The organism is uncultured Microscilla sp. (assembly GCF_947493425.1).
Taxonomy (GTDB): Bacteria; Bacteroidota; Bacteroidia; order Cytophagales; family Microscillaceae; genus Microscilla.
In genome coordinates this window covers 1-15740 of record NZ_CANLRP010000187.1, presented here as the reverse complement: position 1 = coordinate 15740, position 15740 = coordinate 1, and the positions used below count along the sequence as shown (strand labels likewise).

Below are 15740 nucleotides of genomic sequence, written 5' to 3'. Positions count from 1 at the left end.
AGCTACGGCGAAAAAAGCTCGTAGTCCCGGCGGAACTGCCGGGGTAACGAAAGTCAGTAAAGAGGATATGTTCTAAACCGGACAGTTATTGCGATCACGTTCCTTAAACGTCAAGATAACATTCAAAGCAACTACCTGCTTTCCCTGTCAAAATAATGACTCTTCAAACAGCCCCTCCCAACTTTGATTCAGAGAAGTAGCGCCAATTTACCGCCACCATTCATGCCTTCTTCAAAATATTTTTTTGGACTGTATGCAGGATTATCATTTGGACAATCAAATATTTACTTAACATAATTTATATTATAAAACATCACTGGCAAATAGCAGCAAATAAGAAGAGGGGAGAAGCGCTCTGAAGTAATCCCCATACATTTTTTAAAAAAACAAGCCTTTGCCCTTGAGCATACGTTCTTCTCTGGGCGATAATTCTTCGTTTTTGATTTGCTTGATTGTTCTAAATGCTTCCCCCATAGATGATGTACTCCATTCACCATAGTTATATTGTTTGACCAACAAGTGGTTACCGTCAAACAACGATAAAACTGTCTTACGATCTTTGCCTCCCGAATACCTAAATTTGACAGCAAAAGTGTGTAAAGGAATGGTCAATTGCCGGGGGGCATCTTTATAATACAAATCTACATACACTATTTGCTCATCACTTATTTTAATGCGCTGTAAAAAGTAACGCATGCGTTTCCAAAAAATGTAGGCATTAACCCCGCCCCCAATGGCAATGAGGACAGTGGGTGCCAGCAAAAACCAGGTTTGTGTGACTATAGCCACTATTCCTAAAATAATGGCTTGTATACCCATCAACACCACTATAAGCATTGCCTTGTCCCAAAACCGTTTTTTGAAAGGTACATACTTTACTGTTTTTTCATACATATTTTCATAGAATTATTGTGCTTATCCCAATCAACACCTGTCTTATTTAGCCAAGTAGTACTCCAGGTGTTACATAAATAAAGCGTTAAGGTCTCTCTTTAATTCTCATATTGTGCTCTTATTTTTACTTTTTGCAATTGGCGATCTACCACCAAGCGGGCAATGGCAGCTGCAATTTCGTCAGGGTTGGGGTGCCCCAGTGCCGCACGAAAAAGAGTTTCAGATACGTCTATTCTGTACATGATTTGTAGCAAGCGTTCAAACTCGTCGTTGAGTAACGCTTGTATAAACGGAGTGAGTTGTGCTACCAATGCCTCATAGTCGTGTAACGATGGAACAGAAGTGAGGGTTAGTTGGCTGCCCAACTGCTTATCTATCAGTTGAGCTGTTTTTTGCAGTGTTTCGGGTAGATATTCCATATATTTTGCTTAAAATTTTCTTTAATTGTTCTGTAAATTGCTTGTATAATCAAAGCATAGGTGCAAATTTGCTTTTTAGAGTATGTGATGAAAGCATACAGAGAAGCACTACAATATAAACAAATATATGACAAATCAGACCACCCAGGCTGCGGTACCAGTAGCAGCAAAAAAGCCCAAAGAACTAACCAAACACGGACACACCCGTGTAGATGATTACTTTTGGCTCAACCAACGCGAAGATCAGGAAGTGATCGATTACTTAAACGCTGAAAACGAGTACACCAAAAAAGTGATGGCGCACACCGATGCTTTTCAAGACAACTTGTTTGAAGAGATCAAAGGGCGTATTAAAGAAGTAGACCAGAGTGTACCTTATTTTAATCGGGGCTATTACTTTTATGTCCGCTATGAAGAGGGAAAAGAGTATCCAATTTATTGCCGTAAAAAAGGCAGCATGGAGGCCGAAGAAGAGGTCATGCTAAACGTAAACGAGTTGGCCAAGGGGCATGACTATTATGCCGTACAAGGCTTATCGCTAAGCGAAGATTTGGACATGCTGGCGTTTAGTGTAGACACAGTAGGGCGACGCAGGTATACCATTCATTTCAAGAAAATGGGCACGGGTGAGATCATCAAAGACACCATTACCAATACCAATGGAAGCATTGCCTGGGCTGCCGACAATGAAACTTTGTTTTATGTAACCAAAGACGAGCAAACTTTGCGTGATGATACTATCTGGAGGCATAAACTGAACCGCCCGCAAGCCGAAGATGTAAAGGTTTTTGTAGAAGAAGATGAAACCTTTGGAACCCACGTGTTTCGTACCAAGTCACGCAAATTTTTGGTGATTACTTCCTACAGCACTCTTTCTACTGAGCAGCGTTATCTGGCAGCCAACGACCCTATGGGAGAGTTTACAATGCTGCAAGCCCGCGAAGACAAACATGAGTACAGCGCCAGTCATTACAATGACAAATTCTATATAGTAACCAACTGGCAAGCTAAAAACTTTCGCTTAATGGTAACGCCAGACACTGCACCCAGTAAAGAAAACTGGACCGAGGTAATTGCTCACCGAGAAGATGTAATGCTTGAGCAAATAGAGCTGTTCAAAGATTTTTTGGTGGTGCAAGAGCGCAAAGATGGGCTAGAGCGTTTGCACGTACGCTCGTGGGATGGCAGCCAGGAGCACTACCTCGACTTTGGGGAGTTTGCTTATTCTGCCTGGACTGCCTACAACCCTGAATTTGACACCAAAGTATTGCGTTATGGGTTCAATTCGCTGATTACTCCACGCTCTACCTTTGACTATAACATGGAAACCAAGGAGAAGACCTTGCTCAAGCAACAAGAGGTGTTGGGAGGGTATGACCCTATGCAATATACCTCAGAGCGGGTACACATTACGGCACGCGACGGAGCACAAGTGCCGATGTCGCTGGTGTACAAAAAAGGAATGAAAAGAGATGGCAGCCATCCCGCTTTACTGTATGGGTATGGTTCTTATGGCATCAACGTTACGCCAGACTTCAGTTCGGCAAGGTTAAGTTTGCTCGATCGTGGTTTTGTGTACGCCATTGCCCACATAAGGGGGAGCGAAACCATGGGACGTCCTTGGTATGAAGATGGGAAGCTGCTTAAGAAAATGAATACTTTTACCGATTTCATCGATTGTGGAGAGTATTTGGTGCAGCAGCAGTATACCGCTCCAGAGCGTTTGTTTGCCATGGGTGGCAGTGCCGGGGGAATGCTCATGGGTGGGGTGATGAACATGCGCCCTGACTTATTTAAGGGGTTGATTGCCGCCGTGCCTTTTGTAGATGTAGTCACTACCATGTTAGACGATAGTATTCCACTTACTACAGGAGAATACGACGAGTGGGGCAACCCCAACGAAGAAGAGTATTACCACTACATGCTGTCATATTCGCCCTACGACCAGGTAGAAGCCAAAGAGTACCCCAACTTGTTGGTTACTACAGGTTTTCATGACTCTCAGGTGCAATACTGGGAACCTGCTAAGTGGGTGGCAAAATTGCGGGAATTAAAAACAGACCAAAACCAGTTGTTGTTCAAGATTGATATGAGTGCCGGACACAGCGGCAAAACGGGACGTTTTCAGCGATTCAAGGAGCTGGCGCTTGAATACGCATTTATGTTCGATTTATTGGGCATCAAAGAGTAAGTAGCCATCATACACCTTGTTTGAAAACAGTGTCAGGCAAGGTGTTTTTATATTGTGGATTCCTACCTGTTTGTTTAGTTTCACAAAGCCTGGCGTCAAACCTCTTAGGAATGGTGAGAAATTAAATTACCATTCTTGAGGTAGAGGTTTTGTTTTGAGACGAGGCTATTTTTTGCGCCCATAGCAGCGCTACGGGCAATAAAAATAACGAAGTATCAAGGCGAAAAATCACCCCTCAGAGTGTAAATTTATTTTTGAACAATTCCTTACGGCTAAATCTTATTTTTCAAAAGCTGAAAATCTTACAAATTTTGTAGTACTTCATGTAGGTTTCTATAATATTGTGTCTCTATTTTTGTGGGGTCTACCTGGGGGTTATCTGCTACTATCTTGTCTTTGCCCATTTGCAGGCTAAATTTAAACAATTCATTATTGGGTAAAATCTTATGAAACGTGGTGAGCCCATCTTTATACATCTGCTCCATCCAGCTGAGGTAAAACCACTGCATAGAAGGAAGGTGTAAGGTGACCATATTGCGCTTATCCACTACCAGATTTTTTACCTGGTGTTGTTTGATAAACTCGCCCATTTTTAGAATAGCTTCTTTGAATAAAGTAATGTTAATATCAGCGTTTAACTGGCACACTATGACATCTTTAGAGGGGAGGTATAATATATTTACTTGTTCTGAAACAAATATCACCTGATAATCATAGTTCTTACATTCTTCTTTTATGATATCTAATAATAGCATCGGCTAGGGGTTAACATCAATAGGGTTGCAAGATAAGCGATTAATACTGATAGACAGCGTAATCTATGTATTTAATATCTTTCCAATGTGTAAAACTCTCAACAACAAGAGTGATTGAAGGCCCAATGATGTATCCACATAAATACAAAAAGCCTGTCTGACACAGCAGTCAGACAGGCTCATTAAAAGGTATTGTTTCGAGTGTTTAGGAACGCTAAACTGCCGGAAAAACTTTTCCGCTGGCGCTGCCAAACCCTATGCGGGCAAAACCTTCTTTTTCGCAGTATCCCTTCACTATTACTGTATCATTGTCGTTGATAAACTTTCGCTCCGAACCATCGGGCATCGCTATAGGCTTGCTACCGCGCCAGGTGAGCTCTAGCATCGATCCGTAAGAGTTTTCATCTTTGCCACTAATGGTACCCGAAGCGCACATATCGCCCACGTTGATATTACAGCCGTTTACGGTATGGTGTGCCAATTGCTGCGCCATGTTCCAATACATATATTTGAAATTACTCTGGCAAACTACCTTTTCCTGACCGTTTTCGGGCTGTATGATTACATCTAAGTTAATGTCAAGGTTTTTCTTGCCCTCATATTGCAAGTAAGGCAATACCTCAGGGTCTTGAGCAGGAGAGTCTACTCTAAAAGGCTCCAAAGCATCCAGGGTTACGATCCAAGGCGAGATAGTAGAGGCAAAACTTTTACCCAAAAAGGGTCCTAATGGCACATATTCCCACTTTTGAATATCCCTGGCAGACCAGTCGTTGAACAAGACCATGCCAAAGATATAGTCTTCTGCCTTTTTGGTAGAAATACTTTCGCCCAATTGGGTAGACTTCCCTACAATAAATGCCATTTCCAGTTCAAAATCCAGCAAACGACTTGGTTGGTAGGTAGGCATGTCGGCATCGTCAGCCTTGGTTTGTCCCTTGGGGCGGTGTATGGGCGTGCCTGACACCACAATAGAAGAAGCTCTGCCGTGGTAGCCAATAGGCAAGTGCAACCAGTTGGCAGGCAAGGCATTTTCTTTGCCTCTAAACATAGTACCTACATTGGTAGCGTGCTCTATGCTTGAGTAAAAATCGGTATAATCACCCACCCGCACTGGCAAGTGCATTTGTACCATTTGCAAAGGGTACAATACTTGGCGTTTAGCATCACCATTATCACGTAGTTCAGGGTTGTCGTCACGCAATAGCTCTGATATACGGTTACGTACCGCTGTCCATACAGGCTTGCCCAATGCCATAAAGTTGTTCAGTTGGTGTTTATGAAAGACCGTGTTATCAGCCAGCTCCAGCGCATCAAAAAAACCTAACTCTGACAATACGCTTAAATCTAACACAAAATTACCAATCGCTACTCCTGCACGAGGAGACGCATTATTAATAGAAAATATACCAAAAGGCAGGTTTTGTATTGGAAAATCGCTGTTGGCGGGTACCTCTACCCAAGATTTAAGATCAGGGTTGTTTGCTTCTATCATAAATGCTTTTGTTAATTTTTTTGGTGTTTTATTGAGAACCCTCCATAAAAAAAGAGCTCCTGGGATCAGCATCAATTAAATATATTATAGTGTAGCCATCCCGTAGGTTAAAGAAATCAGAAGATGTTTATTGGTTATCTAATGTCAATATTCCGAGGCTTTTAAATCATGTAGTCTAATGTTAGCCAAATTAGTAGGTATTGTATGCTCACGCAATGGCTATCGACTATTAACTGAGTGCTGTGGACTATTGTAATTTACTGTTTACTTTGAATAATATCTGTCTGAAACTTACATGCTTTTTATTGTATAACTTTAGTGAAAAAAATCAGGCTAAAGCTTAACGTGTCTAAAAATCGGGGTAAAGTTATAGGAATAAATGGTTTTTTAAAAAGGATTGTACATAAGAAGTTATTGAAAGTTTTTGCTTGCCTTCCAAAATAGTCTTCAATGAGCTTTTATTTGTAATTCAAGGTGTGTTTTGAGGTTTCTACTTCTATCTTACTTCGCTGAACTCTAGCTAAGAACAGGCACAATTGACTAACTTTTTTTATTTTGTCAATTGTTTTTTACACTTACAATGCATCATAATTGATATCCATGCAAACTTCACAAAAAATCATCACTTTAGTATTACTTCTATTGCTTGCCAGTGCTCTGGCCCAAGCCCAGTTTGTCACGGTTTGGCAAACCGACAATAAAGGTTCTTCTAATGATAACCAAATCACCATCCCCGCCAAGGGCAACTACCAAATAGTGTGGCAAGAAGTGGGCAACCTCAAAAACCAAGGTAAAGCAACGGGCAAAGACACCACTACGCTTACCTTGCCAAAGGCGGGTAAATACCAAGTGAGTATTACAGGTGATTTGCAAGCTATTCGTTTTGCGCACAAGGGCGACAAGCTCAAGCTCATCAGTATTGAGCAGTGGGGCGACATTGCTTGGACATCCATGGAACAGGCTTTTGCGGGCTGTGCTAATATGAACTGTGTAGCGACCGATGCCCCTAACTTGAGCCAAGTAAAGTCCTTGAAAGGTATGTTTGCCTGGTGCAAAAAGTTTAATGGAAAAATAGGACATTGGGATATAAGCAAGGTAACTGATATGAGTGGAATGTTTGCTTATGCAATGTCTTTCAATCAACCGATTGGTAGCTGGGATGTGGGCAATGTCACCAATATGAAATCAGTTTTTAGTGTTGCCCGTGCTTTCAACCAACCGATTAGTAGCTGGGATGTGAGCAAAGTAACTGATATGAGTTGGATGTTTTTTGAAGCAAGGTCTTTCAATCAACCGATTGGTAGCTGGGATGTGGGCAAGGTAACCAATATGACTCGAATGTTTTTTACAGCAAAGTCTTTCAACCAACCGATTGGTAGCTGGGATGTGAGTAAGGTAACTGATATGAGTTGGATGTTTTCGCAGGCAACCTCCTTCAACCAGCCTATTGGTAAGTGGAAAACTGGCAAGGTAACCAGAATGGTATTTATGTTTGCTGAGGCAACCTCCTTCAATCAGTCTATTGGTAAGTGGAACGTAGGAAAGGTTATTAGCATGAGCGATATGTTTCACAGGGCAATCTCCTTCAATCAACCTTTGAACAACTGGGATGTAAGTCAGGTAAATAGTATGATTGAGGTATTTTATAAGGCTGATTCCTTCAATCAACCTTTGAACAACTGGGATGTGGCTAAGGTAACTAATATGGAGAAAATGTTTGCTGAAGCAACGTCTTTCAATCAACCTATAGGCAATTGGAATGTGAGCAATGTCACCAATATGGAGGAAATGTTTGCTGAAGCAACGTCTTTCAATCAACCGATTGGTAGTTGGGATGTGAGCAAGGTAACTGATATGAGTGTGATGTTTGCTTGGGCAAAGTCTTTCAACCAACCTCTGGATAACTGGAATGTGAGTAGGGTAACTAATATGAGGGCTATGTTTTTAGGAGCAAAGTCTTTCAACCAGCCTCTGGATAACTGGAATGTGATTAGGGTAACTAATATGAATGCTATGTTTGCAGGAGCAACCTCCTTCAATCAGCCTCTAGGTAAGTGGAAAGTGAACCGAGTAACCAATATGGACAATATGTTTTCAGGCGCCACCAGTTTCAAACAAGACTTGAGCCATTGGAAACAATTGAAGAAATAGGTGATAATCGGGAGCTTTTGGCGACAAGCCTCAAACCCATTGCCGATTATATAAGCCGTTAAAAATCAACGATCTACAAAAAAAATAGATGCTTCAATTTGGAGCGCCGATATGCATTGGCATCTAAGAACTTGTCGCTTTAATAGCTCCCGACTAACAATAAAAATTCTCAAATATGCAAATGATACAAAAACTCATTTTTCTACCCTTGGTACTTTTGCTTGGCTGCACTACTAACTCTACCGACTTTGTTACTGTTTGGCAAACCGATAATCAGAATAGCTCGGAAGCCAACCAAATTACCATCCCTGCCAAGGGCAACTACCAAATTGTTTGGCAAGAGGTGGGCAAGCCCCAAAACCAAGGCAAGGCAGTTGGTAAAGATGCTACTACCCTCACCTTACCCAAGGTAGGCAAATACAAGGTAAGTATTACGGGAGGCTTGGAGTATATTCGTTTTGAGGACGGGGACAATAGGCTGAAGTTACTCAGTATAGAACAATGGGGCAACATTGTGTGGACGTCTATGGAGTGGGCTTTTGAAGGGTGCGAAAATATGGTTTGCCAAGCTACCGATGCCCCTGACTTAAGCCAAGTAACGTCGTTGGAGGGAATGTTTGCTGGTTGTATAGAGTTTAATGGAAAAATTGGGCATTGGGAGACGGGCAAGGTAACCAATATGAAGGCAATGTTTGAAAGGGCAGCATCTTTTAATCAACCCCTTGGTAACTGGGATGTGAGCCAAGTAACCAATACGAGGAGTATGTTCTCTGGCGCAACGTCGTTTAACCAACCCCTTGGCAACTGGGATGTAAGTAAAGTGACCGATATGAGTAGTATGTTTGAGAGAGCAGTGTTATTTAATCAACCCCTTGGCAACTGGGATGTGAGTAAGGCAACCAATGTGAGTAGCATGTTTGAGAGAGCAGTATTTTTTAATCAACCCCTTGACAACTGGGATGTAAGTAAAGTGACTGATATGAGTAGTATGTTTGAGAGAGCCACGTCATTTAATCAACCCCTTGGTAACTGGGATGTGGGTAAGGTAACCAATATGAGGGCAATGTTTGAAGGGGCAGCATCTTTTAATCAACCCCTTGGCAACTGGAATGTAAGTAAAGTGACTGATATGAGAGTAATGTTTGTAGAGGCAGTCTTTTTCAATCAACCTATAGGCAACTGGAACATGAGCCAAGTAACCAATATGTGGGGAATGTTTGGTGATGCAAAATCATTTAACCAACCTATTGATCAATGGAATGTAAGCCAGGTCACTAATATGGGTGGGGTATTCAATGGGGCAACTTCCTTTAACCAACCGCTTGATAAGTGGAACGTAAGCAATGTAAATAATATGGAGGAGATGTTTGAGGGGGCAACGTCATTTAACCAACCTATTGGTAGCTGGGATGTGAGTAAGGTAACTAATATGGGGTACATGTTCTCTGGTGCAACGTCGTTTAACCAACCAATTGGTAACTGGGATGTGAGCAAGGTAACCAATACGAGTAGCATGTTCTCTGGTGCAACTTCCTTTAACCAACCTGTTGGTAACTGGGATGTGAGCAAGGTAACCAATACGAGTAGCATGTTCTCTGGCGCAACTTCCTTTAACCAACCCATTGGTAATTGGGATGTGAGTAAGGTAGCGGATATGGAAGGGATGTTTAATGGTGCAGCATCTTTCAACCAACCTATGGGCAACTGGAATGTGAGCCAAGTAAACAATATGTGGGCAATGTTCTCTAACACAAAGGTTTTTAACCAACCTATAGGCAGTTGGGATGTGAGCCAAGTAAAATATATGGAAGGAATGTTTGCTGGGGCAGTATCTTTCAACCAACCTATAGGCAGTTGGGATGTGGGCAAGGTAGAAGCTATGATAGGAATGTTTGATGGTGCAACCTCTTTCAACCAACCTATAGGCAGCTGGGATGTAGGCAAATTAAAAGCTATGGATATGATGTTTGCTGGGGCAGTATCTTTCAACCAACCTATAGGCAGTTGGGGTGTGGGCAAGGTAGAAACTATGAGAGGAATGTTTGCTGGTGCAACCTCTTTCAACCAACCTATAGGCAGTTGGGGTGTGGGCAAGGTAAGAGCTATGATAGGAATGTTTGCTGGTGCAACCTCTTTCAACCAACCTATAGGCAGCTGGGATGTGGGCAAGGTAGAAACTATGAGAGGAATGTTTGCTGGTGCAACCTCTTTCAATCAACCTATAGGCAGCTGGGATGTGAGCCAAGTAGAATATATGGAAGGCATGTTCGATGGTGCAACCTCTTTCAACCAACCTATAGGCAGTTGGGATGTGAGCAAGGTAGAAGCTATGAAAGGAATGTTTGCTGGGGCAGTATCTTTCAGCCAACCTATAGGCAGTTGGGGTGTGGGCAAGGTAGAAACTATGAGAGGCATGTTCGATGGTGCAACCTCTTTTAACCAAGCTATAGGCAGTTGGGATGTAGGCAGGGTAGAAGCTATGGATATGATGTTTGCTGGGGCAGAAGCTTTCAACCAACCCCTTGATCAATGGAAGATAGGTAAGGTTACCAATATGCATAAAATGTTTGCTGGGGCAGTATCTTTCAACCAAGCTATAGGCAGTTGGGGGGTGGGCAGGGTAAAACGTATGGACTGGATGTTTGCTGGGGCAAAGGCTTTCAACCAACCCATAGGCAATTGGGACGTGAGCAAAGTAACCAATATGTGGGGAATGTTCTATAGAGCTACGTCTTTCAACCAACCTATAGGCAGCTGGGATGTAAGCAATGTAACCAACATGAAAGACATGTTCAAAGGTGCCACCAGCTTCAAACAAGACTTGAGCCATTGGAAACTATTGAAGGAATGATAGTCAGTAGCTTAGTAGTCCGTAGTTGGGAGCTTTTATTCTAGTCCATAGTTGAGAGTCCGTAGTTAGGAGCTTTTTTAGCTTTGCTTTGCGCAACCATAAAGCAATAAAACCATTAATTCAACCTATTCACCAATAATAATTCTCAAATATGCAAATCACGCAAAAAATTATCATTCTTACCTTATCATTATTGTTTATAGGCACTCTAGCCCAAGCCCAGTTTGTCACGGTTTGGCAAACCAGTAACGAAGGGAGTTCTAAAGACAATCAAATTACCATCCCCGCCAAGGGCAACTACCAAATAGTGTGGCAAGAAGTGGGCAACCCCAAAAACCAAGGCAAAGCAACGGGCAAAGATATGACTACGCTCACCTTCCCAAAAGCGGATAAATATAAAGTGAGCATTACAGGAGGCTTGCAATACATTCGCTTTGATGACAAGGGCGATAAGCTCAAGATCATCAGTATTGAGCAGTGGGGTGATATTGCGTGGACGTCTATGGAGTGGGCTTTTGAAGGGTGCGAAAATATGGTTTGCCAAGCGACCGATGCCCCTAACTTGAGCCAAGTAACGTCGTTGGAGGGAATGTTTGCCAAGTGCACACGTTTTAATGGAAAAATTGGGCATTGGGAGGTGAACCAAGTGACTGATATGAGTGGAATGTTCTATAATGCTGCTTCTTTCAATCAACCCATTGGTAAATGGGATGTGAGCAAGGTAACCAACATGGGGGTGATGTTTTCTGAGGCAACGGTTTTCAACCAACCGATTGGTAATTGGAATGTTAGAAAGGTAACTGATATGGGTTTGATGTTTTTTGGGGCAACGGTTTTCAACCAACCGATTGGTAATTGGAATGTTAGAAAGGTAACTGATATGGGTTTGATGTTTTATAAGGCAAGGTCTTTCAACCAACCGATTGGCAACTGGGATGTGAGCAAGGTAACCAATATGCATTTTATGTTTTTTGGGGCAACGGTTTTCAACCAACCAATTGGCAACTGGGATGTGAGCAAGGTAACCAATATGCATTTTATGTTTTCTGACGCAAGGTCTTTCAACCAACCTATAGACAAATGGAACGTGAGCAAGGTAACCGATATGGGTTTTATGTTTTCTAGGGCAGCGGCTTTTAACCAACCGATTGGCAACTGGGATGTGAGCAAGGTAACCAATATGCATTTTATGTTTTCTGGCGCAAGGTCTTTCAACCAGCCAATTGGCAACTGGAACGTGAGCAAGGTAACCGATATGGGTTTTATGTTTTCTAGGGCAGCGGCTTTTAACCAACCTATAGGCAACTGGGATGTGAGCAAGGTAAATGATATGGAGGAGATGTTTAAAGGGGCAAAGGCTTTCAATCAGCCCATAGGCAATTGGGACGTGAGCAAGGTAACCAATATGTGGGGAATGTTCTATAGAGCTACGTCTTTCAACCAACCTATAGGCAGTTGGAATGTGCGCAAAGTAAAGCGTATGATAGGGATGTTTGCTGGGGCAGAGGCTTTCAATCAGCCTATAGGCAACTGGGATGTGAGCAATGTAAATGATATGGAGGAGATGTTTAAAGGGGCAAAGGCTTTCAACCAACCCCTTGGCAGTTGGAATGTGCGCAAGGTAACCAATATGAAAGCAATGTTTAGAGGGGCAACCTCTTTTAACCAACCCCTTGGCAGTTGGAATGTGCGCAAAGTAAAGCGTATGATAGGGATGTTTGCTGGGGCAAAGGTTTTTAACCAACCTATAGGTAATTGGAATGTGCGCAAGGTAACCAATATGAAAGCAATGTTTAGAGGGGCAACTTCTTTTAACCAACCCCTTGGCAATTGGAATGTGCGCAAAGTAAAACGTATGGGATGGATGTTTGCTGGGGCAAAGGCTTTCGACCAACCTATAGGTAATTGGAATGTACGCAAAGTAACCAACATGAAAGCAATGTTTAGAGGGGCAACCTCTTTTAACCAACCCCTTAATAAGTGGAATGTGGGCAAAGTGACCAATATGAGCTCTATGTTTGAGTATGCTACCTCCTTCAATCAACCCATAAGCAGATGGAATATAAGGAAGGTCAGAGCGATGAAAGACATGTTCAAAGGTACTACTAACTTCAAACAAGACTTAAGCCATTGGAAACAATTGAAGAAATAATTATCTTGGTCGGTCATTGTTGCAAGCTTGGTGTCGTTGTCAAGGCTTAGCGACAATGTTTTTAGTAATCGCCATTGCATTTAGCGTAGCCCCACAGTCGACCATCGATTTTTAACTAATAAATTTATAAGGGTCTAAAAATCAGTATTTTATAAAGTTAGTTAGTTGTTGATGGAACAGCGTGCAAACTTGTAGCTTATCGCTTGAAGCTTGCCCCCTGTGGGGGCTATGGACTAAAGAGCATCAAACCCACAAAGCAGTGAATAAAGAACTACCCCGCCGAGTAAGCAAGATTAAGGCATTGTTTAACAAAACCAAGATAGCTCAGGGAATCAATGCTACCGAGCAACTTTGCCACGATTTTTTTGAAATGCATGTAGGTGCAGTCAAGGCCTATCGTTCACGTTACCAAGCCCATTGTTATGAGCATACTTTGGGGCGTATCAACGACTACGAGCTCGAAAAGGGCTCGTACGAAATAGCCTGGCAGATATTAGACTTTGTAGATCAATTGGCACAATATGAGTACACCAGCCCTTACCTTACGCCTATTCCCCCTTTAGACGCTGAACAAGCAGTGGATCGTCGTCGAGACTTGTTACACATCAGGGCATTGCAAAAGAAAGGCTTGCCCATTGTTTTTTTACAAGGAATGAGTGGTATGGGCAAAACCACCCTTTGCAAGCTCTACATTTATACCTATATAGAAGAGTATACCTATGTAGCCTGGATTGGCACAGGAGCCAGCCTGACCGATGCTTTGGTGGCTTACTTTTTTGACGAAAAAAATCAGCAACTCTATACCCAGCAATACAAGCAAGACATTAAGCTACAGCGCATCATTGATTTTTTGCAACAGTTGCCTGGCAAAAAACTGCTCATAGCTGACGGTTTAGACCATTACCAGCCGCAAGACCTTGACATGTTCAAAGAGTTATGCAAGCAAGCCAATTTTGACATTTTGATTAGTACTACCCAGCCTTATCGTGGCGACGATTTTCATACTATAGATGTGGCATACTTTGATGAAGAACAATCGTCAGAATTATTTTTTAAAGAACACCTTTCGGCAAAAGAAGATGATTCCTTGCCCAAGTTGTTGGGCTTGGTGGACTACCAACCCCTGATGTCGCGTCTGTTGGCAAGGGTACTGCGTCAATACAAGGAATGGAACGTAAAAAAACTATACAAAGCACTCCACCAAAGCTCTTTGGCAAACACCAATTGGCTCATTGCCACTCGTTTGCTCGAAGACCGCGCCCAAGACGAACAAGTATTGTTTACCCATGTGCTTACTTTGTTGAATATTGCGGGGTTTTCGGACAACGAAAAGTGGGTAATGAAGCAGTTCATTGTTTTTCCTCCATTTGAAATAGACTGGCAAGATCTCAAAAGAGCGTTGAATTTACCTACCCGTATTACCCGGTTTTTGTCGGTGAACAGAGCGCACTATAATTTTTTGGATGGACTAGAAATGCTTACCCAAAAAGGGTGGCTCAGTTGTGATAAAACCGCGTATAAGTTTCACGGAATTTTGCAAGAAGCAGCGCACTACTTCTTACGTTTTGAGATAGATGACGATTGGGAAGGACTTGCGCAAACTGCTCACCACCTGCAACAGATTTACTTAGAGCAAAAACGCTTGAATGAGGCACAGCAAATAAGTGCTTACCTGGAGGTTGTACGGCACAGGTACGAATAGGTGAACGTGTATATTAATGACTGAAGTTACGCAGACCTACTTATTTTAATGGTCATACAGCTTTATTGCTCAATGGTTGGACTACGCATTGCGCAACAATATAGCCATTCAACAGAACTGCGTAACTTGATTTAATCATATAAACCTAGTGTTGAAGCGTTACACAATGGTTTTGATGGTATACCCTAGCTGTTCGAACTCGTGGTTTTCGTAGCCAAACATATACTGGGGCAAAATCTTTTTTGCCTGGTTTATTCTCAATACAGTTTTTATTTGTTCTTCGATGTTGCCCGAACTGGTCAATAAATAACAGTTCATCCAGTCATAAATAAGGCTGGCGTCATTGCCCTTGGTCTGAATTTGGTTGAGGCGGTGAATAGGCAACAAGGGGTGGTCGGCACCCTTGAGTTTATGGTGCAGTTGATTGGCATGAATCGGGTTGTCAATCATAATAATGACAAAATCGCAGTGTAAAGCAAGCGACCTCCCTACACTTTTAAGAATACTCTCACGGTTAAACTTACCCGTTTTGCACTCGATATAAATCAGGTTGAGGTTACGCAATACCACCAGTACATCGTAGTCGCCAGCGTAGGTATTGGTTTCGTTGCGTTGAACGTCTTCTACCTCTACCCCATAAGAGTAAGCAAAAGCACTAAACCTGCGTACTACCAACTCACCCATGTACCATTCAAAAGTATAAGAAAACTTATTGCGGTCAGCGTCAAACTCGGCGTGGTTGATCAGCTTACGTACCTCTTTATCCGAAGAAGTTTTTTTTGAATGGGTGATGGCATGTAGCAACTCTTTACGTTTTCTGAAGTCATTAAATATTCTAAATAAATGCTCTCCATTGGGGTATTTTCGCTGTCGTATATTTTTAATTAACAGATTACTCTCTTTGTCTTCTTTTCTGATGTCAAAGCCTCGTGCTGACAAAATATTTTTTACCGAAAACAATTGATCCAGGTTGTTTTTTCTACTGTTTCCTTTCAAGCTCATCCTGTTGTCTGGTGATATGTACAGTGCAAAGTACAGCAATTCATTGACAAACCCCAGACTAAACGCACTATGTTTTTTTTATAATCTTGGCATTTTCAAGCAATTGCCTTAGGTATTCATTACTCCAACCA

At 42.2% G+C, this 15740-nt stretch carries 10 protein-coding genes; 5 read left to right on the top strand and 5 right to left on the bottom strand.

What is annotated here, in order from left to right; translation table 11 throughout:
- Nucleotides 1-378: 378 nt before the first annotated feature.
- Both Q0954_RS28490 and Q0954_RS28485 read right to left on the bottom strand, forming a co-directional pair.
- Entirely contained in the window at nucleotides 379-894 is a 516-nt protein-coding gene (locus tag Q0954_RS28490; RefSeq protein WP_299463437.1) for a hypothetical protein, read from the bottom strand.
- Between the two features lie 98 nt (nucleotides 895-992).
- Nucleotides 993-1313, bottom strand: coding sequence for a hypothetical protein (locus Q0954_RS28485; RefSeq protein ID WP_299463434.1), 321 nt, complete (start codon nucleotides 1311-1313; stop codon nucleotides 993-995).
- Between the two features lie 127 nt (nucleotides 1314-1440).
- Between Q0954_RS28485 and Q0954_RS28480 the strand changes: the two genes are divergently transcribed.
- Nucleotides 1441-3504 (top strand): S9 family peptidase, encoded by a 2064-nt coding sequence (locus Q0954_RS28480; protein WP_299463431.1) that lies wholly within the window; start codon nucleotides 1441-1443, stop codon nucleotides 3502-3504.
- Nucleotides 3505-3806: 302 nt separating this feature from the next.
- Here Q0954_RS28480 and Q0954_RS28475 read toward each other — a convergent pair whose 3' ends face one another.
- Both Q0954_RS28475 and fahA read right to left on the bottom strand, forming a co-directional pair.
- Complete coding sequence (locus Q0954_RS28475; protein WP_299463428.1) at nucleotides 3807-4259, bottom strand: hypothetical protein; 453 nt, start codon at nucleotides 4257-4259, stop codon at nucleotides 3807-3809.
- A gap of 214 nt (nucleotides 4260-4473) precedes the next feature.
- Nucleotides 4474-5751 carry a fumarylacetoacetase gene (gene fahA, locus Q0954_RS28470; RefSeq protein WP_299463425.1) on the bottom strand — a complete coding sequence of 426 codons (1278 nt, stop codon included), beginning with the start codon at nucleotides 5749-5751 and terminating at the stop codon, nucleotides 4474-4476.
- Between the two features lie 600 nt (nucleotides 5752-6351).
- On the opposite strand from fahA, the gene Q0954_RS28465 reads away from it, so the two are divergent.
- The 4 genes from Q0954_RS28465 (at nucleotide 6352) to Q0954_RS28450 (ending at nucleotide 14607) form a co-directional block, all read left to right on the top strand.
- The gene (locus Q0954_RS28465; protein ID WP_299463422.1) at nucleotides 6352-7902 is read left to right on the top strand and encodes a BspA family leucine-rich repeat surface protein; all 1551 of its coding nucleotides are present in this window, start codon (nucleotides 6352-6354) and stop codon (nucleotides 7900-7902) included.
- Between the two features lie 175 nt (nucleotides 7903-8077).
- Nucleotides 8078-10753 (top strand): BspA family leucine-rich repeat surface protein, encoded by a 2676-nt coding sequence (locus Q0954_RS28460; protein ID WP_299463419.1) that lies wholly within the window; start codon nucleotides 8078-8080, stop codon nucleotides 10751-10753.
- 151 nt (nucleotides 10754-10904) lie between these two features.
- Entirely contained in the window at nucleotides 10905-12905 is a 2001-nt protein-coding gene (locus Q0954_RS28455; RefSeq protein ID WP_299463416.1) for a BspA family leucine-rich repeat surface protein, read from the top strand.
- Nucleotides 12906-13164: 259 nt separating this feature from the next.
- A complete protein-coding gene (locus Q0954_RS28450; protein WP_299463413.1) occupies nucleotides 13165-14607 on the top strand; it encodes an AAA family ATPase in 1443 nt (480 codons plus the stop codon).
- Between the two features lie 159 nt (nucleotides 14608-14766).
- Here the strand turns inward: Q0954_RS28450 and Q0954_RS28445 are convergent, their stop codons facing one another.
- Complete coding sequence (locus tag Q0954_RS28445) at nucleotides 14767-15609, bottom strand: hypothetical protein (RefSeq protein WP_299463410.1); 843 nt, start codon at nucleotides 15607-15609, stop codon at nucleotides 14767-14769.
- Nucleotides 15610-15740 lie beyond the last annotated feature (131 nt).

Excerpts from the sequence above, each read along its gene's own strand:
- Q0954_RS28445 (WP_299463410.1), bottom strand. The coding sequence starts at position 15,609 with ATGAGCTTGAAAGGAAACAGTAGAAAAAACAACCTGGATCAATTGTTT.
- Q0954_RS28490 (WP_299463437.1), bottom strand. The coding sequence starts at position 894 with ATGTATGAAAAAACAGTAAAGTATGTACCTTTCAAAAAACGGTTTTGG.
- Q0954_RS28485 (WP_299463434.1), bottom strand. The coding sequence starts at position 1,313 with ATGGAATATCTACCCGAAACACTGCAAAAAACAGCTCAACTGATAGAT.
- Q0954_RS28455 (WP_299463416.1), top strand. The coding sequence starts at position 10,905 with ATGCAAATCACGCAAAAAATTATCATTCTTACCTTATCATTATTGTTT.
- Q0954_RS28460 (WP_299463419.1), top strand. The coding sequence starts at position 8,078 with ATGCAAATGATACAAAAACTCATTTTTCTACCCTTGGTACTTTTGCTT.
- Q0954_RS28480 (WP_299463431.1), top strand. The coding sequence starts at position 1,441 with ATGACAAATCAGACCACCCAGGCTGCGGTACCAGTAGCAGCAAAAAAG.
- Q0954_RS28475 (WP_299463428.1), bottom strand. The coding sequence starts at position 4,259 with ATGCTATTATTAGATATCATAAAAGAAGAATGTAAGAACTATGATTAT.
- fahA (WP_299463425.1), bottom strand. The coding sequence starts at position 5,751 with ATGATAGAAGCAAACAACCCTGATCTTAAATCTTGGGTAGAGGTACCC.
- Q0954_RS28465 (WP_299463422.1), top strand. The coding sequence starts at position 6,352 with ATGCAAACTTCACAAAAAATCATCACTTTAGTATTACTTCTATTGCTT.